Genomic DNA, 23135 nt, shown 5'->3' with positions numbered 1-23135 from the left:
CTTTTAAACCAACCTCAAGCGCCAGCACTCTCAAGAACAAAACTTGGCGAGCAGCCCCAACTGCGCGTTGCGCATCGATTTCCCCGGCCGACGGCGCTTGTAATGTCCATCGCTCTGCATGAGCCATGCCGCCTGATTGTCGCCGAGAAACACCGACAATCCTTCAGCGATCACGCGCCGCTTGAGCCGACGATCACGCACCGGAAACGCCACCTCGACGCGCCGGAAGAAGTTGCGATCCATCCAGTCCGCGCTGGACAGATAGACATCTTCGCGCCCATTGGCATAGAAATAAAAGATCCGATGATGCTCGAGAAACCGCCCGACGATCGATCGCACGGTGATGTTCTCCGACAGATCTTCAACGCCCGGCTTCAAGGAACAAACTCCGCGCACGATCAAATCGATCTTCACCCCCGCCTGCGACGCCTCGTAAAGCGCGGCAATTACAGAAGGCTCCAGCAAAGCATTCATCTTTGCGACGATGCGCGCCTTGCGCCCGGCCCGCGCATGATCGGCCTCCGCGCGAATCCCATCGATCAACCGCGCATGCAGCGTAAACGGCGACTGCCAGATCTGATGCAGCGCGATCTCCCCGCCGATGCCCGTCAATTGCTGGAACACGTGATGCACGTCCTCGCAAAGCTCCTGGTCGGACGTCATCATGCCGAAGTCGGTATAAAGACGCGCCGTGCGCGGATGATAGTTCCCCGTGCCCAGATGCACATAGCGCTTCAACACCATCTTCCCGCCGACTGACACGCGCCGCACGATCAGCATCATCTTCGCGTGGCACTTGTGGCCGACCACGCCGTACACCACGTGCGCGCCCACCGCTTCAAGCTGCGCCGCCCAGTTGATGTTCGTCTCCTCATCGAAGCGCGCGAGCAACTCGACGACCACCGTCACTTCCTTGCCGTTGCGCGCGGCCTGCATGAGCGCGTCCATCAGCGGGGAATCAGTGCCGGTGCGATAGATCGTCTGCTTGATCGCGACGACCTGCGGGTCCTTCGCCGCCTGCAGCAGCAATTCGAGCACTGGCTGGAAACTCTCGTACGGATGGTGCAGCAGGATGTCGCCCTGATCGATCGCATCGAAGAGATTCGCGGCGCTCGCGATCGTCTTCGGGATCGCCGGAATGTGCGGCACGAACTTCAGGTCCGGCCGGTCCACCATCTCGGGCAACTGCATCAATCGCACGAGATTCACCGGCCCGTTCACGCGATAGCAGTCGCGCTCGTTCAGCTGGCTTTCGTCGAGGAGGCGCCGGATCATGTGCGGCGGCGTCTCCGCCGATACTTCCAGCCGCACCGCATTGCCCAGATGCCGCGCCGGCAATTCGCCCTGCAACGCGACACGCAGATTCGTGATTTCGTCTTCGTCGACGAACAGTTCGCTGTTGCGCGTGATACGAAACTGGTTGCAGCTTCGCACGTTCAGGTGTGGAAACAGCTCGGCGACGAAGTGTTGCATCAGCGAGCTCAGCAGCACGAAGCCGTGCGGATACCCCGACAGCGCCTCGGGCATCCGCACGAGGCGCGGCAGCGCGCGCGGCGCCTGGACGATGCCCATCATCGCCTGACGGCCGAACGCGTCCTTGCCCTCCAGCTCGACGACGAAGTTCAGGCTCTTGTTGAGCACGCGCGGAAACGGATGCGCGGGGTCGAGCCCGATCGGCGTCAGGACGGGCAGCAGTTCGTCCTGGAAGTAAGCGCGCGCCCAGGCGGTCTGCTGCTGCGACCAGCCATCGACGCCATGAAAGAAGATGCCTTCGCTCTCGAGCGCGGGCAGCACGATGTCGTGCAGCATCGCGTACTGCTGGTGCACGAGCCGGTGCGCGCGCTCGACGACGAGGTCGTACACGTGCTGCAGCGACATGCCGTCGGGCGAGAGCGAACCGGGGTTGTCGCGCATTTGTTCCTGCAGGCCCGCCATGCGGACTTCGAAGAACTCATCGAGATTGCTGCTGGTGATGCAGATGAAACGGAGCCGCTCGAGAAGAGGGACGGCGGTGTCGGCGGCTTGCGCGAGCACGCGCTCGTTGAATCCCAGTATGCCCAGTTCGCGGTTGAAAAGCGGATAGCGTATGGACATCGGCGAGGAGCGGTGGGGGTCGATCGGGAGGGCAAACGGAGGCTCGGATACTCTCACAGTAAGATTAAATTTTCGTGACAGACTCAGTGTCACAAATTCTACGCAGATTGGGAATAGCGTCGCGAGAGGCGCGGCCGCGTGGCGCGTGCTGCCCGGAGCGCTTGCATTAGAATTGGTGCGGCGCCGCGATGCGGTTTTTTGCGTTCCCTTTCTTACGAATCCTGGACAACCGATGGTCACTCACCCGCATCTTCTCGCCGCCGTAGACCTGGGTTCGAACAGCTTCCGGCTGATCGTCGGGCGCGTCGAGGAAACCGACGCCGGCAGCCAGATCTATCAGGTCGATGCGCTGCGCGAGCCGGTGCGCCTGGGCGCCGGCCTGTCGCGCGACAAATATCTCGACCGCGCGTCGCAACTGCGTGGCTGGGATGCGCTCAAGCGCTTCGGCGAACGGTTGCGCGATTTTCATCCGGACCACGTGCGCGCAGTCGCAACCAACACGCTGCGTGTTGCAAAAAACGCGAACGAATTCATCGCCGAGGCGGAAGCGGCGCTCGGCTTCCCGATCGAAGTGATCGCGGGCCGCGAGGAAGCGCGGCTCATCTATGCGGGCGCCGCGCATTCCGTGCCCGCGAGCGCGGGCAAGCGCCTCGTGGTGGACATCGGCGGCGGCTCGACGGAATTCATCATCGGCTCGCATTACACGCCGATCCATATGGAAAGCCTCTACATCGGCTGCGTGAGCCACAGCCGGCAGTTTTTCGCGGCGGGCAACGTCGACGAATACACGATGCGGCAGGCCGAGCTCGCCGCCAAGCGCGAGATCCAGATCATTTCGAGCGAATACAAGCAGACCGGCTGGGACCAGGCGATCGGTTCGTCGGGCACGGCGCGCGCGCTCGCGGAACTCGTCGAGGCTAACGGCTTCAACGATCCGCACATCACGCACGGCATTTCGCGCGGCGGCCTGGAGCGCCTGAAACGCGCGCTGATCAAGGCGGAGAACGTGAACCGGCTGAAGCTCATCGCGCTGAAGCCGGACCGCATTCCGGTGCTGGCGGGCGGGTTGTCGATCATGCTCGGCGTGTTCGAGGAACTGGGCATCGATTACGTCGATACAACGGACGGCGCGTTGCGTCTCGGCGTGCTCTACGACCTGCTCGGGCGCTCGCAGCATCAGGATATGCGCACGGTCACGGTGGAGGGCTTCAAGCGGCGCTATGCCGTCGATGCCGCGCAGTCCGATCGCATCGCCGAGCTCGCGATCAGCTTCTACGATCAGCTCGACGAACCCGACGACGAGCGTCGCGAGGAGAACCGCATGTTCCTCGCGTGGTCGGCGGCGCTGCACGAGATCGGGCTGTCGATTGCGCACAGCGCGTATCACAAGCACTCGGCGTACATCGCGAGCCACGCGGACATGCCCGGCTTCTCGCGCACCGATCAGGCGCGGCTCGCGGCGCTCGTGCTTGGCCACGCGGGCAAGCTCGGCAAGCTCGCGCACGCACGCGACGTCGACTGGACGCTCCTGTTCTGTCTGCGGCTCGCGGCGCTTTTGTGCCGCCGGCGCACCGATGCCGGCCTGCCGGCCATTCGCGTGAAGCAGGCGGGCAGCGGTTTCGACGTGCGCCTGCCGAACGACTGGGTCGCGAACAATCCGCTCACCGATTACAGCCTCGTGCAGGAAGCGGCGGAGTGGGAGAAGATCGGGCGGCCGTATCGGGTTGTCTATACGGACGATTGAGAAAAAATCGGAGACCTTGCCGCGTGCGAGCGCAGCAGGGTTTTCCAACGCCGGTCATGCCATGAAATGGCGTGCGTAGCGAGCGTTGATGTCGGAAAGGCGGAACAGCGTGAGGAAATCGGCCGTGTTGAAATCCGGGTCCCACGCGGGCGCGCCGCAAATCTTCGCGCCGAGCCGCAGATAGCCCTTCACCAGCGGCGGCGGGCTCACCTCGGCGCCGGTGCGCAATTCCTCGACGGGCAGCGGCGTATGGGGGAACGCGCGGTATTCGGGCGCGGTCAGCGAATCGCCTTGCAACGAGCAATACAGGTTCGCCGCGTAGTGCCCGCCATCGATCATGCCGACACTCGCGCAGCCGAGCATCGTTTCGTAGCCGTTTTGCTTCATGTAGGCGGCGAGGCCGCCCCATAGCGACATGATGACGGCGCCGTTGCGATAGTCGGGATGCACGCACGAGCGGCCCACTTCGACGAGCTTCGGCCGCAAGTGCGCGAGACGCGACACGTCGAATTCGCTTTCCGCGTAGAGCCGCCCGATGCGCGCCGCCTGATGCGGCGGCAGTACGCGATACGTGCCGACCACTTTCAGCGTATCGAGATCGCGCACGAGCAGGTGATCGCAAAAGGCGTCGAACCGGTCGACGTCGAGGCCGGCCGGGCCCGAGAGGCGCGCGCCCATCTCGTCGGAGAACACGCGATAGCGCAGGCGTTGCGCCTCGCGCAGTTCGCCCTCGGAGCGCGCCCACGCGACTTGCAGACGATGCTGTCCGGTAACCGTTTCCGCCGCACGCGGCAGACGGCGGCGCGAGTCGAGCGCAAGCGGCGGGCGCGCTTTGGATGATGAATCTTGCATTGGCGTTCCTCGGTGGGATTCTCTTGAATCCCCGCCAATGTAGTAATCGCGCGTGACGCTCGCATGGCGTGCACGTGACGCTTCGGTGAAACGCCGGCTCAGTGGCTCAGAGGAGATCCGGATTCGTCACGGCGCGCAGGACGATCTGGTCGACGCCGCGTGCGCGTTGCTGGAACCACCAGATGCCGGCCTTTTTCACCGACCACTCCGCTTCCTGCCCGCTGAGGAGCAACGCGGCGACGCGGCCGATCGTCGGCTGATGGCCGACCACGACGACCGTTTCCGCGATGCCTTCGGGCCAGCCCGCGGCATCGAGCACGGCTTGGGCGCTCCTGCCGGGCGCGAGCTGTTCCACCACGCGATAGCGGTCGCCGAACGCCTCCGCGGTCTGGATCGTCCGCGTCGCGGGGCTGACGATGAATACGGCGTCATCGTCGATGCGCGCCTTGAGCCACTTCGCGACCGCCTGCGCCTGCTTGCGCCCGCGCGGCGTGAGTTGCCGCACGAGATCGCTTGCGGCGTGGTCTTCGGCTTCGGCGTGGCGCCAGAGAATGAGGTTCATTGCGTGTCTCCATGAGCTTCGAATTGCGTTCGACAATACTTCGACCGTCGGTTGCATCTCGCGTGCCAACTCCTTCGATGCTTTTTATTGCGCGTGGTGCGGGAAAACGCTATCATCTGCGGCTTGTCGGAGCGTAGCGCAGCCTGGTAGCGCATCTGATTTGGGATCAGAGGGTCGAAGGTTCGAATCCTTTCGCTCCGACCACCGTACATGAAGGGGTTACAAGTTTCGGCTTGTAACCCCTTTGTCTTTCCAGGCCGACTTCCGGACATTTCATGCCGCGTATCGTTTTCATTACCGCTCTCGCGCTTACGCTTGCGGCTTGCGCCGATTCATCGACGAGTCAAAAGCACAAGCCGCCGCAGGACCCGCCAGACTACCAGGGCGTTCCCACCGATACGCGTCCGCCCGTCATGTTGAATACGCCGGAGCAGGTGAAGTAGGCGGCTTTCGAATTTGCGCTGCCGGAAAAGGCGAAGCCCCGACGCGGGCACATCGGGGCTTCTGACCCGCACTAACTGTTCGCGCAGAGAATGAGCGGGCTGAGAACGATCATAGAGGTGAGGGCGGCGCGGGGTTGTATGCGCTTGTATCGGAGCGTAACGAGTTGATAGCGGTTACGCGATCAAGCGCGAAAGCGCTCCGCGTAAAAAATGCCCCGTAACCGCCAGCGACATCCCGTAATCGGCGAAATTCTTGCCGCGCCGTTATGATCGGAGCATTCGCCGCCTACGCTTCGATCATGATTCTGCTGTGGATTTGCCTCGCTGTTTGTCCCGTCGCGATCGCATTGCTGATCGCGTTCGCGGCGCATATCGATCCGCTATCGGGCCGCTGGCGCACCGCGCAACCCTTGGCTCAGCGCACCGCTCGCTGGCGCGCGCCGAACGCATCGGTCATTGCTTGCAGCGAATCACCATCGAGCGGTTCTTGATGTTCGCGCCGAAAATCCCGCCTACCGTTCCGCCTGTGGTCGCGCCCCCGTCGGTGTCCTTCGATACGACTTCGTAGCCGTAAGCCCCGCACGTCTCGCCTGCCTTTTTGTAACACTCCGCCCAGCTCGTGCTCGCATCGCCGCCGCTGCAGTTGATGGCGAAACCGGTGTCGCCCGAAGGCAGGTAGGTCATCGTCGACGTATTCGCGCAGCCGCCGAGCGCCGCTACGGCGCCAAGCGTCGCAAGGCACGCAGCTCGGTTCATCATCTTCATCAGTTCTTTCCTCATGACTTCAGTGTTAGCGCGGCGGCAGGTAGCGCGACGGATCGGTCGAACGGCCCAGATAGCGCAGCTCGAAGTGCAGCATCACGCGATTCGAGTCCGTATCGCCCATTTCCGCGATCTGCTGCCCTTGCGTGACCGTCTGGCCTTCCTTCACCAGGAGCGCGCGGTTGTGCGCGTAGGCGGTCAGGTATTCCGAATCGTGCTTGACGATCAGCATGTTGCCGTAGCCGCGCAGGCCGTTGCCCGCGTAGACGACCGTGCCGCCCGCGGCCGCGACGACCTTCGTGCCCGGCGCGTTGCCGATGTCGATGCCTTTCGACGTCTTGCCGTCGAAACCGCGGATCAAATCGCCCTGCGCCGGCCAGATGAGCGAGACGGCGGGCGTTTTTGCGGGCGCAGGATCGGGCGTCGTGTCACGATTTGCCGATGAAGCAGGAGCCGGCGCAGCCCGTAACCCGCCGGTCGAGGCGGTCGCCGTGCCAGCGGGCGGCGCGACGCGCAAAACCTGTCCGACTTCGATCGAATCGGCGTTCGGCAGGCTGTTCCAGCGCGTGATGCTCTGCACCGAGGTCCGGTTCGCCCGCGCGATCTTCGAAACCGTGTCGCCCTGTTCCACGCGATAGAAACCCGGCCCGACCGGCGCCGAGCCGCAAGCGGCGAGCACTGCGGCCAGCGAGGCGCAGAGGAGCCGTCGAATTCTTGTTGCCAACTTTAAACCTCGCGAAGCGCCGCCACGTGCAAAGGTGCGCGGCGGTCCAAACATCGGATTTTAACGTCATCGACTATTTGGACGCGAAAACCCGGCGCGCCGCGTTCAGTCGAGGGGCGAAACAGAGAGCCTGAGCGACGCCGCTTCCGTCTTCCCCGGCGCGAGCCAGCGCAGGCCGCGCCCGTTGTGGATCGCGTCCGGCAGGCCGATCCACGGCTCGACGCAGTAGAAATCCGAGGTATCGGCTTCGGTCCAGGTGGTCACCGCGTACCACGGCACCGAGTCCGGCTGGTCGAGCTCGAAGCTCACCACGCGCCTCAGCCCCGGCATGAAGACCCGCACCGGCTGGTCGGACGGGCCCGTAAAGCAATGAAACCGGTCGACGATGCCCGGATCGTCGAGCGTGTAGCGGGGCGCGCCCGGCTGCGCCTCGCTGATCGAGCCGTCGTCGAGCTGATGACGGCGCTCCGTGCGCGGCAGCTCGACGCTGCTGATCGCGCGCTGGTCGTGAGGCAGGTGAAAGTAGAAATGGTGGCCCGCGTAGTACGGCAGCGCGATTTCGCCCGGATTCGACGTGGTCAGCTCGACTTCGAGCGTCGTGGCATCGACGAGCCGGTAGGCCGCCTCGAAGCGGAACGCGAACGGATAACCCGCCCGGGTGGCGTCGCCATCGACGAGCGTCATGCGCAGGCCGTGGCCGTCCGCGTCCTTCGTACAGGTGAAGGGCAGGTTGCGGGCGAAGCCGTGCGTCGGCAGCGCGTGGATCTTGCCGTCGGGATCGCGCCACTTGCCGATCTCGCCGTCGACGAAATGGCGGCCCAGAAACGGAAAGAGCAGCGGATTGCCGCCGCGGATCTTCGCGAATTGCGACCAGTCGGGCGATGCTGGCCAGTGGATCACCGGCTCGCCGCCGAGCCGCCACGTCATGAGCCGGCCGCCCGCGCCGGGCGCGAGCGAGATCGAGGCGCCGTCGCGCGTGATGTCGATGATGTCTACGTCGGATGACATGATGGGGCGCTCCGGGAGGCGTATTGACGGCGGGATGGTCGGAACAGACTCGCAGATTCTGCCTTGCTTTATGGTACGGGGAAACCCTTTGGGGGAAATCGCGACTGACGCCCGCGCGCGCGATGTGTTGTTATTGGGCCCTATGTTGGCAACCAGACAGAGCGAGGAGAAGGAATGGATTTGGCGATGACAATGGCTCTGGCGATGTTCGGTCTCTTCGGCGCGAGCACACTGGTTTTCCTCTATAAGCTGTGACGCGCGAAATCGTCGGTCGGCGTGGCTGAAAACGCGCCCACGCTTTCGATTTCATTCGTTTTTGCTTACCTCGATATCCGTTTTGCCGACGTTTGACTGTCGGTTCATCCCGCTTGCCTTAAACGCTTGGCGCCCGATTTCGCCACCGGCATAATCGGTCCGGTTTCGCGCGCCGTGCCGTTTCAAATCCCCTCGTAACGTCAATCCGGTCGGCTCCCGCAGTCCCGATCGATGGCAAAAGCACGACGCGTCCTCCCCGTAACGATAAAAGGATCGACGCGTGACTTTGTGGTTTCTGGTTTTTCTTAGCGTCCTGCAGGGCGTGACCGAGCTGTTTCCGGTCAGCAGCCTCGGACATACGCTGCTCGTGCCCGGCCTGATCGGCATGCATATCGACAAGCACGCGCCGCAGTTGCTGCCGTTTCTGGTCGCGCTGCATCTCGGCACCGCGTTCGCGCTCCTCTGGTATTTCCGCCGGCGCTGGATAGATCTGATCGGCGGCTGGTTCGCCTCGCTCGGCGGCCGTCGCAACGAGCACGGCCACATGATGTGGGCGCTGATCATTGGCACGATTCCGACGGGGATCGTCGGCTTGCTGCTCGAAAAGCGGCTTGAAGCGATTTTTCACGACCTGCGGATCGTTGCGGCCGCGCTGATGGTGAACGGCGTGCTGCTGTGGTTCGGCGACCGTCTGCAGCGCGCCCGCGCGACCCGGACGCCGGAAAGCCTCACGTTCAAGCAGGCGTTTCTGGTGGGTCTCGCGCAGATCGGCGCGCTCGTGCCCGGTTTTTCGCGTAGCGGGCTGACGATGATTGCGGGCGTCGGGGCGGGTCTCACGGCAGAGAAGGCGGCGGAGTTCTCGTTCCTGCTCGGCACGCCGATCATTTTCGCGGCGGGCGTGCTGGAGTTGCCGAAGCTCTTTCACGCGCCCGGTCAATTGGGCGATGCACTGCTCGGCGGCGTGCTGACCGGCATCGCGGCTTATCTGAGCATCCGCTTCCTGATGCACTACTTCGAAGGGCGCGGACGGCTGGCTTCGTTCGGCGTGTATTGCGTGATCGCGGGGGCACTGTGCCTCGGCTGGTTCATGCTGCATCCGCAACCGGTTTGATCGTCATCTCGATGGCGCTCAGGCGCCGTCGATGAGGTAAAATCCTCGCTCTCTTGCGACGCGGCAGTAGCTCAGCTGGATAGAGCATCGGCCTTCTAAGCCGAGGGGCGGGGGTTCGAGTCCCTCCTGCCGTGCCAGAGACTTCTTCAAGCTTCTTCCAACGCCGCAGTCCGCGTCACCTTCTCCGCATTTCCCCGCATCGCCCGCTCGTAGCTTCTGGGCGCAAATACCAGCGTCAATCCGGTCATCGCGACGACGCTCGTCGCGAGCATCGTCCACGACAGCGAGAAACCGCCCGTCACGTCGCGCACGATGCCCGCGACGATCGGCGCCACCGCCGCGATCACGAACCCCACGCCCTGCACGAACGCGACGAGCCGCGCGGCGAGCCTCGGGTCGTCGGTGTGATCGAGCGTGAGGACGAGCGTCAGCGCGAACACGCCGCCAAGGCCGCCGCCCAGCAACGCGACGATCATAATGGGCGCGGCCATCGGCGCGACGAGCAGCGCTGCGAACCCCGTCAGCTGCGCGACGAGGCCGGCGGCGAGCCACGGCCGCCGGTCGCGAAAGCGCGCGGCGGCCATCGGCAGCAGCAATGCCGACGACGCCTGGAACACCGTCATGATCGCGAGCAGCGCGCCGCTCGCCGTCACGCTGCGTCCGAGCTGCTGGTAGTACGCCGGCAGCCACGCGACAAGGCACGTATAGCCGCCGTTCACCAGCCCGAAGTACACGCCGAGCGCCCACGCGCGCCGGTTGAGAAAGAGCGTCGGTTGGCTGCCCGTCGCGCTGGAACGCTGCGACGCGTGCACGCCCTGACCGCGCGTCAGCAAGCGCCACGACACGAGCGCGACCAGCGCGGGCAGCGCCCAAACCGCGAGCCCCGCGTGCCAAGAGAAGCGCGCGGCGACGCCCGGCGTGATGCTCGCGCCGAGTCCGCCGCCCGCCATGATCGATGCCGAATAGAGGCCCATCGCGAAAGGCAGGCGCGCGGCGAAGCGCGTCTTCATGACGCCCGGCAACAGCGCCTGGATCACCGCGACGCCCACGCCCGCGACCGCCGCGCTCGCGATCAACACGCTGCCGCTGTCGATGAAAAGCCGCGACCCGCACGCGATCACGATCGCGACGAGCCCCGCCGCCACGCCGCGCGCCTCGCCGACGAGCCGCGCGAGCGCGCTCGCCCCGAACGCACAGACGCCCATCGCGACGACCGGCAGCCCGGTGAGCAGCGACGCGTCGTGAAACGTGAGCCCCGTTGATTCCAGGATCACGCCGGCGAGCGGGCTGATCGACGTGAGGAGCGGCCGCAGGTTCAGCCCGATCGCGACGATGACGACGAGCCACGCGAAATTGGAGCGTGGTTTCATCGCACGAAATCCGGTGCGATGACGCTGCCGTTCGCCATCACGAGCCGGCGTGCCGGCCGCGACGTGATCGCGTGCGCGACGGTCTCGGCATCGACGAGCACGAGGTCCGCACGCGCGCCGTGCGCAAGGCCATATCGATCGAAACCGCAGCCGCGCGCGCCTTCGGTCGTGACGCAGGCGAGGGCGGTGGCGAGGTCGTCGTCGCGTCGCAGGTCGTAGCGCATCGCGATCAGCATCGCGCGCTCGAGCATGTCGGGCGAGCCGTAGGGCGTCCATGCGTCGCGGATGCCGTCGTTGCCGCCGAATAGCGTGACGCCCGCCGCTTGCGCCGCGCGCAACGGCGGAACGGGCGTGGACGCGGGCGCGGTCGTCAGCAGCGCAACGCCCGCGCGCGCGATTCGTTCTAGCAGCGCATCGCGCTTTGTAGCTGCCAATTCGCCGAGGCAAAACGCATGACTCACGACGACGCGCCCGCCGAATCCATGCGCCTCGACGCGATCGAGCAGCAGGCCGAACGTAAACGCGCCGAGTTCGCCGGGTTCGTGCAGATGGATGTCGATGGGCTTCTGGTGTTTCGTCGCGAGCGCGAAGGTGATGTCGAGCGAAGCGGCCGGATCGCCGTCGATCGCGGCGGGATCGAGCGCGCCTAGCACGTCGGCGCCGGCTGCGAGCGCGGCGTCGAGCAATTCGCGCGTGCCCGTACGGCCGGTCACGCCCGACTGCGGGAACGCGACGATCTGCATGTCGAGCACGTCTTTCAGCGCATCGCGCGTGGCGAGGACGCCTTCGAGATGCCGCAGGCCCGCGTCGGTATCGATGTCGACGTGCGTGCGCAGACGGGTCGTGCCCGCACGCAGGAACGCGAGCGCGAGCGCACGGGAGGCGCGCGCCGCATCGTGGCCGCTCGCCGCGCGCCAACGCCGCTCGTTCTCGATGCGATCGACGAGACGCGGCCCGACTTCGTTGCGATACCACGGCATGCCCCACGTGGTCTTGTCGAGGTGCGTGTGGCCTTCGACGAAACCCGGCAAGAGCAGCGCGCCCTCGCCATCGATGACGGTATCGCCGCTCGCCGGCTGCGCGCTCCCATGCGGCGCGAGTGCGGCAATCGAGCCGTCGATCACCTCCACGTCGACCGATGCCGCTCCGAGCGGCCGCACGTTCCTGATCCAGACAGACGATTTCATATGATGCAATCCCTCGGTGTTTGGTTGACCATTCTAGCTAAATTTGGTCAACCATCGACGAGAGAGTAACTCAGCCGATACAATGAGAACCGTCCAAATACGGCGTATAACAAGCGCTTTTTCTCATTCATGTCCTCGCCCGAGCAACTTCCCATCGACGAACGCATTCACGCCGCGCTCACTTCAGCGTTGCTTCAGGGCAAGCTCGCGCCGGGCTCGCAGCTCGTGGAGCGCGATCTCGCCGCCGCGTTCGACTGCACGCGCGGCACGATCCGCAAAGTGCTGACGCGGCTCGGCTTCGAGGGAAAAGTTGTGCTAGAGGCCAATCGCGGGGCGTTCGTGCCGTCGCCGTCGGAAGACGATATCCGCGCGGTGTATCGCGCGCGGCAACTGCTGGAGGCGGGGATCGTCGTGACGCTGTGCGGCGCGCTCACCGCGCAGCAGAAGCGCCGTCTGCGCGCGCATGTGAAGAGCGAGGAGCGTGCGTCGAAGGCGGGTAAGGTCGAGGATTGCGTGCGGCTCGCTGGCCAGTTTCATCTGCTGCTCGTGGAACTGGCCGGCGCGCCGGAATTGCATGTTTTCTTCGCGCAACTCGTCGCGAAGACGGAGTTGTACAAGGCGCTGTTCGATCCGTCGAAGGCGTCGATCTGTGCATCGGACGATCACACGCAGCTCATCGACGCCCTCGAATCTGGCGACCTGGACACCGCGCTCGCCGCGATGCGCGAGCATTTGAAGGAACTGGAAGAGCGCGTCGTCGCGCAGGCGGGCGCGCGCGGCGGCGCGGATCTCGTGTCGATCTTCAGCGGTGCGTGACGCTCAATTCGTCGCAGCAGTGCGCGCAGGCGTCTCGTCACGCCACACGTTGTCCTTCACCGTGACCTGCTTCGGAATCAGCTTCGCCTGGTAGAACGCGTCGGCGACGGTCTGCTGCGTCGCGATGATCTTGTCGTCGATCGGCGTCGCGGCGTACGGCACGCGGCGCACCCATTTCTCGACCGTCGCCGTATCCAGCCCGATCTTCGGCGCTAGCAGCGCGGCGGTCTCCGCCGGATGCGCGCTGACCCACAGCCCGCCCGCGCGCAACTGCTCGATCAGCGCGCGCACCGCCTGCGGATTGTTCTGCGCGAATCCACGCGTCGCCTCGTAGAAGTTGTACGGCTTCGGCAGGCCCGCGTAGTCAGCGAGGGTGCGCACCTTCAACGCTTGCTGCGCCGACGCGTAGTACGGGTCCCACACGATCCACGCATCGACGTCGCCGCTTTCGAAGGCGGCGCGCGCATCGGCGGGCGGCAGGTAGACGGGCTTGATGTCGTCGGGCTTGAGACCCGCCTTCTTCAGCACCTGGAGCAGCAGGAAATTGGAGCTCGATCCCTTCTGCAACGCGATCCGCTTGCCCTTCAGGTCGGCGAGCGAGCGCACGGGAGAATCGGCCTTGACGAAGATCGCCTCGTTGCTCTCGGCACCCGGCTCCGCGCCGACATAGACGAAGTTCACGCCCGCGGCCTGCGCGAAAACGGGCGGCGGCGCGCCGGTATAGCCGAAGTCGACGCTGCCGCTATTGAGCGCTTCGAGCAATTGCGGACCGGCGGGGAACTCGAACCACGACACGGTGTAGCCGAGCGGCTTGAGCTTCTGCTCGATCGCGCCCTGCGCCTTTAGGATCGCCAGCAGCCCGGCCTTCTGATACCCGATGCGGACTTGCTTGTTCTCGGCGAGCGCCGAGGTGGACGAGGCGACGAACGCGACGAGCGCTGCCGCCGAAAGAATCTGGCGAATGGTGTGTTTCATGACGACCGTTATGTTCGATGGAAAGACGTGATTCCGTCGAACATAACGGCGCGTAAGCTTCGCGTCGACCAAGCGATCGAGCGAAGCTTTTCACGCGGCGCGTAATATCGAAAGCAGAAGGCGGTTACTGGGAGAAGTCGAGCGCGTTCGTCAGGTCGCCCATCGGCTTGCCACCGTTGGCGACGAGCGCGGCATCGCGTGCGGCGAGACCGGGCAGCGTCGGCAGCGAGAAGCGGTGCGTGATGAGACGCAGGATCGAGGTCGTGTCGTATTGCGTGTGATCGAGGAAACCCTTCTTCGCGTACGGCGAAATCACGAGCGCCGGAATGCGCGAGCCCGGACCCCAGCGATCACCCTTCGGCGGGCCGACGTGATCCCAGAAGCCGCCGTTTTCATCGTAGGTCACGACGACGACCATGTTCTTCCACTGCGGGCTCTTCTGCAGATGCGCGATCAGACTGGCGATGTGCGCGTCGCCCGAAGCGACATCGGTGTAACCCGCGTGCTCGTTCAGGTTGCCCTGCGGCTTGTAGAACGCCACTTGCGGCAGCGTGCCGGCATCGATCGCCGCGATGAACCCGGCGCCGTCGGTGCCGCCGTCGAGCAGATGCTGCGAACGGTTGGCCGTGCCCGGCGCGAGATCGGCGAAGTAGTTGAACGGCTGGTGATGCGTCTGGAAGTTCGGCACCGAATTCGTCGAGCCGTAGATCTTCGTCGGGTCGGTAAGTGCCGCGCCCCACGAGCCGCCGTACCACGCCCACGACACACCCGCATTGTTCAGCAGGTCGCCGATGTGCTGCTGCGTTTGCGGCGGCAGCGTCGTCGCCACCGACGGATCGGCGTACGCGGGGTCGCCTCCCGTTGCCGCCTTGTTGCCGCTCGGCTGGTAGGGCGGCTGCATCGTGTTGATCGCGAAGAAATCCGGCGTGAGGTTGCCGGAGTTCACGAACTTCGGGATACCGGAGAGCGCCGACGCCGGCGAGTTCGACGCGACTTTCAGCGAGACGCCATCCGTATCGACGGCAGAGATCGAGCTGGCCGCCGGGCTCTTGTCGGCGTTCGGATAGAGCGGCGTGCACGCGCACACGAGCCACTGGTGGTTCAGGAACGAGCCACCGAACGCGCCCATGAAGAAGTTGTCGGCGAGCGTGTATTGCTGCGCGATCTTGTAGAGCGGCAGCTTGTCGGCGTTCGTGTTGTAGTGGCCCATCACGAGGCCGCCCGAGTCGGCCCACGCGGCGAACTTGTCGTTCTTGCCGCCGTCGATTTGCATCTGATTCTCGTAGAAGCGGTGATACAGGTCGCGCGTCGTGACCGAGAGCGACGTGTTGAAGCCAGCCGCATCGTCGATCGCGAACGGTCCGTTCGGCAGCTTCACCGTCATCGCCTCGGTGACGGCCGGCGTGATGCCCTTCGCCGTCAGTCCGCCCCAGACCGCGGGCAGGGTGGCGAGCACGCTGCCGTCACGATCGAGCTGCTGGTAGTTCGCAGTCGCGACGTTCTGCAGGCCGTTCGCGCCGGGGAAATTGCCGTACAGGTTGTCGAAGCTGCGGTTCTCCGCATAGATCACGACGACGTTCTTGACCGACGACAGATCCGCATGAGTGCTGCCATTGCCGCCGCACGCGTAGAGGCCGAATGCGAGCAGCGCTACGAGAGGCGTTGCGCACACGAGTTTCTTGTTCATTGAATGGTCTCTGATGTTGGGGAGCCGGCGCCCGCCGGGAGCGCGAGGAAGCGCCGCCGTACGTTGCCGGCGCGGGAAGTGTCGCAAGCGCGTTTGACGTGGCCGTGTAATAACGCTTTCGAATACGTAAGGTCGGACGGCGTTCTTGCAGTGACACGCAATCGACATCTTTACGTCATACGCTTCGGCTTCTTTTCATTCGCCTGTCCGCTCATGTCCCCGATGCGCTTGTCTTTTTCTTTTGTCGCAGCCGCGCTGGCGGCGATCGCGTTGACCGGTTGCGACTCGCATGCAGCCAACCCGTCCCCCGTTCACGAGACGGCGAGTGCATCGCCACAAGCGCAATCGCGGGCGCAAGTCTTCGCTGCAGTGAAGGAGATGACGTCTGTCGGCACGAAGCTGTTCTCCGATCCGTCACTCTCGGGATCGGGCAAGCTCGCGTGCGCGTCGTGCCACAGCCCGAGTCACGCGTTCGGGCCGCCGAACGCGCTATCGGTGCAATTCGGCGGCAGCGACATGCATCGGCCGGGCTTTCGCGCGGTGCCGTCGCTCACGTATTTGCAGGCGGTGCCCGCGTTCAGCGAGCATTTCCACGACTCCGACGATGAAGGCGACGAAAGCGTCGATGCCGGTCCGACCGGCGGCCTCACGTGGGACGGACGCGTCGATCATGGCGCGGACCAGGCGCGCATTCCTTTGCTGTCGTCGTTCGAAATGGGCAGCTCGCCTGCGACGGTGGCGGCGGCGGTGAAGGCGGCGCCCTACGCGGACGACTTCCGCCGCGCGTTCGGCGCAAACGTCTTCGATAGCGACGAAAAGACCTTCGCCGCCGTGCTGCGCGCGCTCGAAGCGTTCGAGCAGGAGCCGAAGAAGTTCTACCCGTACACGAGCAAGTTCGACGCCTTTCTCGCAGGCAAGGCGACGCTGACCACGGCTGAGATGCACGGCCTGGAACTATTCAACGACGAACGCAAGGGCAATTGCGCGGCGTGCCACATCAGCCAGCGTGCGAAGGACGGCACGCCGCCGCAGTTCAGCGACTTCGGCCTGATCGCGATCGGCGTGCCGCGCAACCGCGCGCTGCCGATCAACAAGGACGCGCGTTTTCACGACCTGGGCGCCTGCGGCCCCGAGCGGACGGATCTTTCGGGACGCGACGAATTCTGCGGATTGTTCCGCACGCCGTCGCTGCGCAACGTCGCGCTGCGCAAGACCTTCTTTCATAACGGGATCTACCACTCGCTCGAGGACGTGGTGCGGTTCTATGTCGAGCGGGATACGAATCCGGAGAAGTTCTATCCGGTATCGAAGGGCGTGGCGCAGAAGTTCGACGACTTGCCGAGGCGTTACTGGGGCAACGTGAATATGGAGCCGCCGTTTGATCGCAAGCGCGGCGAGAAGCCGGCGCTGGACGAGGCGGAGATCAGGGATATCGTCGCGTTTCTGAATACGCTGACGGATGGTTATGAGCCGGCGGCGAAGGCGCCGGCGAAAACAGCAGCGAACTAAGCCGTAGCAAGCGAGCGGCAGAGCAGCACGAGCGCGACGAACGACGCGAGCAAAAGCGTCATGCCGCTCCACGCGACGACGCGCGGCCAGTCGCAGACGTCGTCCCGCTGCTGCCAAACCGGTCCGCGCGCGAGCACCCGGTCGACGAGAAGGACGGCGCCGGGGATACCCGCCGCGCACGCCACGCTGACGATCGAGAGCAACCAGTAAATAGCGGGCGACTGGGGGGAAAACAGAAGTTCGGACATGATCGGATGAGCGGAGAAAGGACAATCCCACCATGCTAGACACCGCCGGATGAGCGGGCCATTGGACCAATCTTAAAATTCCCCCGATACTTTCTTATAGGACTCTCATAAGCGTCGGGACGGCCTTCTGGCGGCCCGCCCAAACGATCCTCGGCGATCGCCTCATGCTATTCTCGTCGGACCCGGCCGCGCTCTAGTCTGCTTCGAGCGCGGCCATCGAATTCGACCTTGAGGAGGATGTTCCATGCCGATGCAATCCCGTGCGTTCACCCGTCGCTGTGTCCAGTCGATGGCGGCTGTCGCGCTCGTCGCCGGGACGGCGGCCGCATCCGCCGCGAACCTCGGCTTTCTCAACGACACGCCGATCAGCTACATGAAGCAGCGCGACCTGCAGGCGCTCAACAAGGCGGCGAGCGCGGCGCTCGAAAGCAACAAGAACGGCGAGTCGTCGGACTGGAACAACCAGGGCACGGGCAATCCGGTATCGATCAAGGGCACCGTGACGCCGCACGAATCCTTCGAGGAGGGCGGGCGCACCTGCCGCAAGGTAACGCTCGTCGCGGTCGCGAAGGGGCAGACGCAAAGCTGGACGCCCACCGCCTGCAAGCCGAGCGGCGGCGGCAAGTGGCAATTGAAGAAGCAATGATGGCGGCGCGCGCCGTGAGCCGGAGCGAACGCGGATGACCGGTCGTACCGTCTCGTGCGGCGTCGTCATCTTGAACGCGCAGGGCGACGTGCTGCTCTGCCATGCGACCGAAACCTCGCACTGGGACGTGCCCAAAGGCCAGGCCGATCCCGGCGAGGAACCGGTCGAAGCGGCGTTGCGTGAGCTCGTCGAGGAGACGGGCATCGTGCTGCCCGCCGCGCGCCTGAAAGACCTCGGGCGCTTCCTGTATCGCCGCGACAAGGATTTGCACCTCTTCGCCGTGCGCGTGACCGAAGAAGAAGTGCAGCTCGACAAATGCGTCTGCGAATCCTATTTCCCGCGCCGCGGCGACGGCACGATGATCCCGGAAATGGACGCCTACCGCTGGGTCAGCCCCGCCGAAGTCGACGAATTCGCGAGTCGCAGCCTAGCGCGGCTCTTCCAGACGACGCTCTCGCTCGCCGATCTCCACGAAGCCCTCGATTAATCGAGCGTGCGGTCGTTCGGATTGGCGAAGAGCGCCTTCATCTCCGCCGACATCGGGAACTGCAGATTGATGCCGTCCGGCGGGATCGGCTGCATGAACCAGGTGTCGTAGAGCTTCGCGGCTTCGCCCGAGCGCTGCATGTTGGCGATCACTTCGTCGACGATGCGCTTGAACACTGGGTCGCCCTTGCGCATCATGCAACCGTAGGTTTCGAACGCGAGCGGCGCGCCCGTCACGACGTAATCGCGCCGCGCAGCGCCTTCCTGCGCGATCTTGCCGTAGAGCAGCGGATCGTCCATCACGAACGCGACTGCGCGATCGGTCTTCAGCGCCTGGAACGCCTCCGCGTGATCGCGCGCGCTAATGATGCGCAGGTTCAGCTTCTTCTCCCGTGACATTTCCCGCAGCATGCGCTCGTCCGATGTGCCGGCGGTCGTCGAGACGGTCTTGTTGGCGAGATCGGCGTAGTCCGTGATACCGGACTTGCGCTTCACCGCCATGCGGATGCCGTACTGAAAAAAGCTGTTCGAAAACGAGACGAGCGGGTCGCGCTCGGCGATATGCGCGGTCGAGCCGCATTCTAGATCGACCTGATTGTTGACGACGAACGAAATCCGGTTCGCCGAGGTCACGAGGACGGTCTTGACGGCGAGATTGGGGAGCTTCAGGCGCTTCTTTATGTCCTCGACGATCTTGAGCGCGATGTCGTGCGAATAGCCGATCGGCTGCTGCTGGCGGTCGAGGTACGAAAAAGGCACCGACGATTCGCGCACGCCGAGCACGATCGCGCCATTCTCGACGATCTTGCGCAGCGTGGCCGACGGCGGCAACTGGTCGACGGCGGCCTGCGCCGAAGCGATCTCTCCCGCTGCGTGGGCGGTCGTGGCGGCGCACAGCAAGGCAGCGGCGATCCAGCGAATGCGGCTCAGCGGGGGAGCATGCTGCGATTTCATGGTGTCCTCGCTCGTTGCGGCAGGATGCGGCGTTCGGGCGCTACGTAGATGTGAGAAACGCGCGCGGACCCTAAAGTCCGCGCACGACGCGCGTGATGGGCAAACCCAGCGAACGCGGTGGGCCCCGTCAGGCGGGCTTGCCCCAACTGTCGCGCAGGCTGACGATCCGGTTGAACACCGGCTTGCCCGGCTGCGAATCGAGGCGATCCGCGACGAAATAGCCGTGACGCTCGAACTGGAAGCGGTCTTCCGCTGCGGCATCGCGTGCGCTCGGTTCGAGGAACGCGTTCACGATGCGCTTCGAATCCGGATTGAGCGCGTCGAGGAACTCCGCGCCGCCCGCGCCCGGTTGCGGTTCCTTGAAGAGGCGGTCGTAGAGACGCACTTCGGCCGCGTACGCGTGCTCGGCGCTGACCCAGTGGATCGTGCCCTTCACCTTGTAGCCGTTCGCGCCTTCCGTGCCGGACTTGCTGTCGGGGAAATAGTTGCAGTGGACGGCGGTAACGTTGCCGTTTTCGTCCTTGTCCGCGCCCGTACATTCGACGACGAAGCCGTACTTCAGACGCACCTTGTTGCCCGGAAACAGCCGGAAATAGCCCTTAGGCGGCGTTTCCTGGAAGTCCTCGCGCTCGATCCACAGTTCGCGCGAGAACGGGAACGTGCGCGTCCCACGCTCCGGATGATGCGGATGCACCGGCGCGCTGCAATTCTCGCTCGTGCCTTCGGGATAATTGTCGATGATGAGCTTGAGCGGATCGAGCACGGCGATCGCGCGCGGAGCCTTGGCGTCCAGATCGTCGCGCAGCGCGCCTTCCAGCACGCTCATGTCGATCCACGAATCGACCTTCGTCACGCCGATGCGGTCCGCCATCAGGCGAATGCTCTCCGGCGTGAAGCCGCGCCGCCGCACACCGACGATAGTCGGCATGCGCGGGTCGTCCCAGCCGTCGACGTGGTTTTCCTGCACGAGTTGCAGCAGCTTGCGCTTGCTGGTGATCGCGTAGGTCAGGTTCAGGCGCGAAAACTCGATTTGCTGCGGCAGCGGGCGCGTAAAGACGCCGTCGTCGGCGAGTTGGGCGAGGAACCAGTCGTAGAGCGGGCGGTGATCCTCGAATTCGAGCGTGCAGAGCGAATGCGTGATGTTTTCGAGCGCGTCCGACACGCAGTGCGTGTAGTCGTACATCGGGTAGATGCACCACGTATCGCCCGTGCGGTAGTGATGCGCGAAGCGGATGCGATAAATGACCGGGTCGCGCATGTTGAAATTCGGCGACGCCATGTCGATCTTCGCGCGCAGGACGTGCTCGCCTTCCTGGAACTCGCCCGCCTTCATGCGGCGGAAGAGGTCGAGGTTCTCTTCAGGCGAGCGGTCGCGGAACGGCGAATTCGTGCCGGCTTCAGTGGCGGAACCGCGGTTCGCGCGGATTTCCTCCGCCGACTGGCTGTCGACATACGCCTGGCCGCGCTGGATCAGCGTTTCGGCGAAGTCGTAGAGCTTGTCGTAATAGTCGCTCGCGAAGTAGAGGTGCTCTTCGCCGTCCTTGTTCCAGTCGTAGCCGAGCCATTTCACGGCGTCGATGATCGATTCCACGTACTCGACGCTTTCCTTCTCCGGATTGGTGTCGTCGAAACGCAGGTGGCAGACGCCGCCGTAGTCGCGCGCGATGCCGAAATTCACGCAGATGCTCTTCGCGTGGCCGATGTGCAGATAGCCGTTCGGCTCGGGCGGGAAGCGCGTCTCCACCCGCTGCGACCATTTGCCGTTGCGATTGTCTTCTTCGATGATGTTGCGGATGAAATTGGATACCGCCGGGGCGTCGTTGCGATCGGTGTTCATGCGAAAAAAGAGAGCGGACGAGGGCGCCAGGACGTTCCGAAGCGTTCGGAAGCGTGCAAAAAGCGTTCGAAAAGACCTGATTTATCTGTCGATTCTACCTTAGGCACCGCCCGGCGATGGCCACACCGGGACTTTTGTCACTCGGACATTGCCTGTATGTCCCGGTGTGTTGCGAATACCCGTCGAAAATGGGGGCGTAGGCCGTGGATGCAAGGCGCGCGGCCTTTCGCGAGCTTTTGGGGATTCTCCACAAGATTTGTTTCGGGCGTAACGGGACGTAAATCGAGTTGTTCCGGCTTCTGCGCAGCCCGTAAGATTCACTCGCCTTTCGGGGCCATCGATTAAAACAAGGAAAGCACCCACATGAACAAGATTGCCTGCACGACCATCAAGCTCGCCGTTGCCGGCGCCCTCATCGCAAGTCTTGCCGCGTGCTCCGGGATGAGCCGCCAGCAGGCGCACGCCGCCATCGGCGCGGGTGCGGGCGGCGCGCTCGGCTATGTGCTCACTGGCGGCCCGATCGGCACGATCGCCGGGGCGGCCGCGGGCGGGCTGATCGGCGCGGGCACGCGTTAAAAAGCGCGGCGCTTTTGATCGCCGCCGCGCCGCGCGCTCAAATTACCTTCGATTCCCGTAACCGCGCGATCCGCGCATCGTCGTAATCCAGCAGGTCGCGCAGCACGCTGTCCGTGTGTTCGCCGAGCATCGGCGGATGCAGGCGCGCCTCGGGCGGCGTCGCGCTCATGCGGATCGGGCTCTTGACCAGCTTCACGTTCGCGCCCGTCGGATGCGGCAGCTCGACCTGCATCCCGCGCGCGATCACCTGCGGGTCCTCGAACACTTCGCCGAGATCGTTGATCGGCCCGCACGGCACGCCCGCCGCCTCCAGCGACGCGAGCCATTCGTGCTTGCCGCGCTCGCGCACCATCGCGGCGAGGATCGGCACGAGCGTGTCGCGGTTGCGCACGCGCGACGGGTTCGTCGAGAAGCGCGGATCGTCGGCGAGCTCCGGGCGGGCGCCTGCATCGACGAACTTGCGGAACTGACCGTCGTTGCCCACCGCGACGATGATCCAGCCGTCGCTCGTCTGGAAGGTCTGATAGGGCACGATGTTCGGATGCGCGTTGCCCCAGCGCACCGGCGGCTGGCCGCTCGCGAGGAAATTCGTGTTCATGTTCGCGAGCATCGCGACCTGCACGTCGAGCAGCGCCATGTCGACGTACTGCCCTTCGCCTGTGCGGTCGCGGTGCGCGAGGGCCGCCATCACGCCGACTGTCGCGTACATGCCGGTCATCAGGTCGGCGATCGCGACGCCCGCCTTCTGCGGTCCGCCGCCCGGCTGGCCGTCGCGCTCGCCGGTGATGCTCATGAACCCGCCGATCCCCTGAATGATGAAGTCGTAGCCCGCGCGCGATGCGTAGGGGCCGGTCTGTCCGAAGCCCGTGACCGAGCAGTAGACGAGGTCCGGTTTGACCGTTTTCAGCGATTCGTAGTCGAGCCCGTACTTCTTCAACTGGCCGACCTTGTAGTTCTCCAGCACGACATCGCTTTGCGCCGCCAGTGCGCGGACGATACGCTGGCCTTCGGGCGTCGCGATATCGACCGTCACCGAGCGCTTGTTGCGGTTCGCCGCGAGGTAGTAGGCGGCTTCGTGCGTGTCTTCGCCCGTAGGCGTCTTGAGGTAGGGCGGGCCCCAGTGGCGGGTGTCGTCGCCGCTTTCGGGGCGTTCGATCTTGATGACGTCGGCGCCGAAATCGGCGAAGGTCTGCGCGCACCAGGGGCCCGCGAGCACGCGGGTCAGGTCCAGGACGCGGATATGGCTGAGCGCTCCCATGCGGGTTTTCTGTCTCCATGTAGGGCGGAAT

The 23135-nt window shown here is 64.6% G+C and carries 22 protein-coding genes and 2 tRNA genes; 10 read left to right on the top strand and 14 right to left on the bottom strand.

Annotated elements, in window-relative coordinates:
• Window positions 1-30: 30 nt before the first annotated feature.
• Window positions 31-2094: a polyphosphate kinase 1 gene (ppk1, locus tag AWB67_RS07675; protein ID WP_087655640.1), complete on the bottom strand. Its 2064-nt coding sequence runs from the start codon at window positions 2092-2094 to the stop codon at window positions 31-33.
• 232 nt (window positions 2095-2326) lie between these two features.
• Between ppk1 and ppx the strand changes: the two genes are divergently transcribed.
• On the top strand, window positions 2327-3838 hold the full coding sequence (gene ppx, locus AWB67_RS07670; protein WP_087655639.1) for an exopolyphosphatase: 1512 nt from the start codon (window positions 2327-2329) through the stop codon (window positions 3836-3838).
• Between the two features lie 54 nt (window positions 3839-3892).
• Here ppx and AWB67_RS07665 read toward each other — a convergent pair whose 3' ends face one another.
• Both AWB67_RS07665 and AWB67_RS07660 read right to left on the bottom strand, forming a co-directional pair.
• On the bottom strand, window positions 3893-4690 hold the full coding sequence (locus AWB67_RS07665) for a GNAT family N-acetyltransferase (RefSeq protein ID WP_087655638.1): 798 nt from the start codon (window positions 4688-4690) through the stop codon (window positions 3893-3895).
• Between the two features lie 106 nt (window positions 4691-4796).
• Window positions 4797-5252 carry a SixA phosphatase family protein gene (locus AWB67_RS07660; RefSeq protein ID WP_087655637.1) on the bottom strand — a complete coding sequence of 152 codons (456 nt, stop codon included), beginning with the start codon at window positions 5250-5252 and terminating at the stop codon, window positions 4797-4799.
• 127 nt (window positions 5253-5379) lie between these two features.
• Between AWB67_RS07660 and AWB67_RS07655 the strand changes: the two genes are divergently transcribed.
• Both AWB67_RS07655 and AWB67_RS41385 read left to right on the top strand, forming a co-directional pair.
• Window positions 5380-5456: transfer RNA gene (locus AWB67_RS07655), tRNA-Pro, on the top strand.
• 71 nt (window positions 5457-5527) lie between these two features.
• Complete coding sequence (locus AWB67_RS41385; RefSeq protein ID WP_200822193.1) at window positions 5528-5695, top strand: hypothetical protein; 168 nt, start codon at window positions 5528-5530, stop codon at window positions 5693-5695.
• A gap of 453 nt (window positions 5696-6148) precedes the next feature.
• Here AWB67_RS41385 and AWB67_RS07650 read toward each other — a convergent pair whose 3' ends face one another.
• Genes AWB67_RS07650 through AWB67_RS07640 form a run of 3 tightly spaced genes read right to left on the bottom strand, consistent with a single transcriptional unit; the run spans window position 6149 to window position 8189 of the window.
• Window positions 6149-6454: a hypothetical protein gene (locus AWB67_RS07650; RefSeq protein WP_087655720.1), complete on the bottom strand. Its 306-nt coding sequence runs from the start codon at window positions 6452-6454 to the stop codon at window positions 6149-6151.
• A 31-nt stretch (window positions 6455-6485) separates the two neighbouring features.
• Window positions 6486-7235 (bottom strand): peptidoglycan DD-metalloendopeptidase family protein, encoded by a 750-nt coding sequence (locus AWB67_RS07645; RefSeq protein WP_200822192.1) that lies wholly within the window; start codon window positions 7233-7235, stop codon window positions 6486-6488.
• Window positions 7236-7286: 51 nt separating this feature from the next.
• Window positions 7287-8189: an aldose epimerase family protein gene (locus AWB67_RS07640; RefSeq protein ID WP_087655636.1), complete on the bottom strand. Its 903-nt coding sequence runs from the start codon at window positions 8187-8189 to the stop codon at window positions 7287-7289.
• A 535-nt stretch (window positions 8190-8724) separates the two neighbouring features.
• Between AWB67_RS07640 and AWB67_RS07635 the strand changes: the two genes are divergently transcribed.
• Window positions 8725-9555 (top strand): undecaprenyl-diphosphate phosphatase, encoded by an 831-nt coding sequence (locus AWB67_RS07635; RefSeq protein ID WP_087655635.1) that lies wholly within the window; start codon window positions 8725-8727, stop codon window positions 9553-9555.
• A 60-nt stretch (window positions 9556-9615) separates the two neighbouring features.
• Window positions 9616-9692: transfer RNA gene (locus AWB67_RS07630), tRNA-Arg, on the top strand.
• 9 nt (window positions 9693-9701) lie between these two features.
• On the opposite strand, the gene AWB67_RS07625 is transcribed toward AWB67_RS07630, so the two are convergent.
• Complete coding sequence (locus AWB67_RS07625) at window positions 9702-10925, bottom strand: cyanate transporter (RefSeq protein ID WP_087655634.1); 1224 nt, start codon at window positions 10923-10925, stop codon at window positions 9702-9704.
• Window positions 10922-12112, bottom strand: a complete 1191-nt coding sequence (locus AWB67_RS07620) for an amidohydrolase family protein (RefSeq protein WP_087655633.1) — start codon at window positions 12110-12112, stop codon at window positions 10922-10924. Before AWB67_RS07620 ends, AWB67_RS07625 begins: the two co-directional genes overlap by 4 nt.
• A gap of 129 nt (window positions 12113-12241) precedes the next feature.
• Between AWB67_RS07620 and AWB67_RS07615 the strand changes: the two genes are divergently transcribed.
• Entirely contained in the window at window positions 12242-12928 is a 687-nt protein-coding gene (locus AWB67_RS07615; protein ID WP_087655632.1) for a GntR family transcriptional regulator, read from the top strand.
• Between the two features lie 3 nt (window positions 12929-12931).
• Here AWB67_RS07615 and AWB67_RS07610 read toward each other — a convergent pair whose 3' ends face one another.
• Entirely contained in the window at window positions 12932-13903 is a 972-nt protein-coding gene (locus tag AWB67_RS07610) for a sulfonate ABC transporter substrate-binding protein (protein ID WP_087655631.1), read from the bottom strand.
• A 124-nt stretch (window positions 13904-14027) separates the two neighbouring features.
• The gene (locus AWB67_RS07605) at window positions 14028-15590 is read right to left on the bottom strand and encodes an acid phosphatase (RefSeq protein WP_087655630.1); all 1563 of its coding nucleotides are present in this window, start codon (window positions 15588-15590) and stop codon (window positions 14028-14030) included.
• A gap of 213 nt (window positions 15591-15803) precedes the next feature.
• Between AWB67_RS07605 and AWB67_RS07600 the strand changes: the two genes are divergently transcribed.
• Window positions 15804-17099 (top strand): cytochrome-c peroxidase, encoded by a 1296-nt coding sequence (locus AWB67_RS07600; protein ID WP_087655718.1) that lies wholly within the window; start codon window positions 15804-15806, stop codon window positions 17097-17099.
• Here AWB67_RS07600 and AWB67_RS07595 read toward each other — a convergent pair.
• A complete protein-coding gene (locus tag AWB67_RS07595) occupies window positions 17096-17347 on the bottom strand; it encodes a hypothetical protein (protein WP_087655629.1) in 252 nt (83 codons plus the stop codon). The two genes, AWB67_RS07600 and AWB67_RS07595, sit on opposite strands and share 4 nt — an antisense overlap.
• A 244-nt stretch (window positions 17348-17591) precedes the next feature.
• Here AWB67_RS07595 and AWB67_RS07590 point away from each other — a divergent pair, with 244 nt between their 5' ends.
• Window positions 17592-17993 (top strand): RT0821/Lpp0805 family surface protein, encoded by a 402-nt coding sequence (locus AWB67_RS07590; RefSeq protein WP_087655628.1) that lies wholly within the window; start codon window positions 17592-17594, stop codon window positions 17991-17993.
• Between the two features lie 34 nt (window positions 17994-18027).
• On the top strand, window positions 18028-18480 hold the full coding sequence (locus AWB67_RS07585; protein WP_087655627.1) for an NUDIX hydrolase: 453 nt from the start codon (window positions 18028-18030) through the stop codon (window positions 18478-18480).
• On the opposite strand, the gene AWB67_RS07580 is transcribed toward AWB67_RS07585, so the two are convergent.
• On the bottom strand, window positions 18477-19433 hold the full coding sequence (locus AWB67_RS07580; RefSeq protein WP_087655626.1) for a transporter substrate-binding domain-containing protein: 957 nt from the start codon (window positions 19431-19433) through the stop codon (window positions 18477-18479). The two genes, AWB67_RS07585 and AWB67_RS07580, sit on opposite strands and share 4 nt — an antisense overlap.
• Before the next feature lie 127 nt (window positions 19434-19560).
• On the bottom strand, window positions 19561-21270 hold the full coding sequence (locus AWB67_RS07575; protein WP_087655625.1) for a glutamine--tRNA ligase/YqeY domain fusion protein: 1710 nt from the start codon (window positions 21268-21270) through the stop codon (window positions 19561-19563).
• Between the two features lie 363 nt (window positions 21271-21633).
• On the opposite strand from AWB67_RS07575, the gene AWB67_RS07570 reads away from it, so the two are divergent.
• Window positions 21634-21846, top strand: a complete 213-nt coding sequence (locus AWB67_RS07570; protein ID WP_087655624.1) for an ornithine carbamoyltransferase — start codon at window positions 21634-21636, stop codon at window positions 21844-21846.
• Window positions 21847-21883: 37 nt separating this feature from the next.
• Here AWB67_RS07570 and AWB67_RS07565 read toward each other — a convergent pair whose 3' ends face one another.
• A complete protein-coding gene (locus AWB67_RS07565) occupies window positions 21884-23104 on the bottom strand; it encodes a CaiB/BaiF CoA transferase family protein (RefSeq protein WP_087655623.1) in 1221 nt (406 codons plus the stop codon).
• Between the last annotated feature and the right edge of the window lie 31 nt (window positions 23105-23135).

This window comes from Caballeronia terrestris, assembly GCF_001544515.1.
In the GTDB taxonomy this organism is placed as follows: Bacteria; Pseudomonadota; Gammaproteobacteria; order Burkholderiales; family Burkholderiaceae; genus Caballeronia; species Caballeronia terrestris.
The sequence above is the reverse complement of the archived record's forward strand: the minus strand, read 5'-3'. Positions and strand labels throughout refer to the sequence as shown.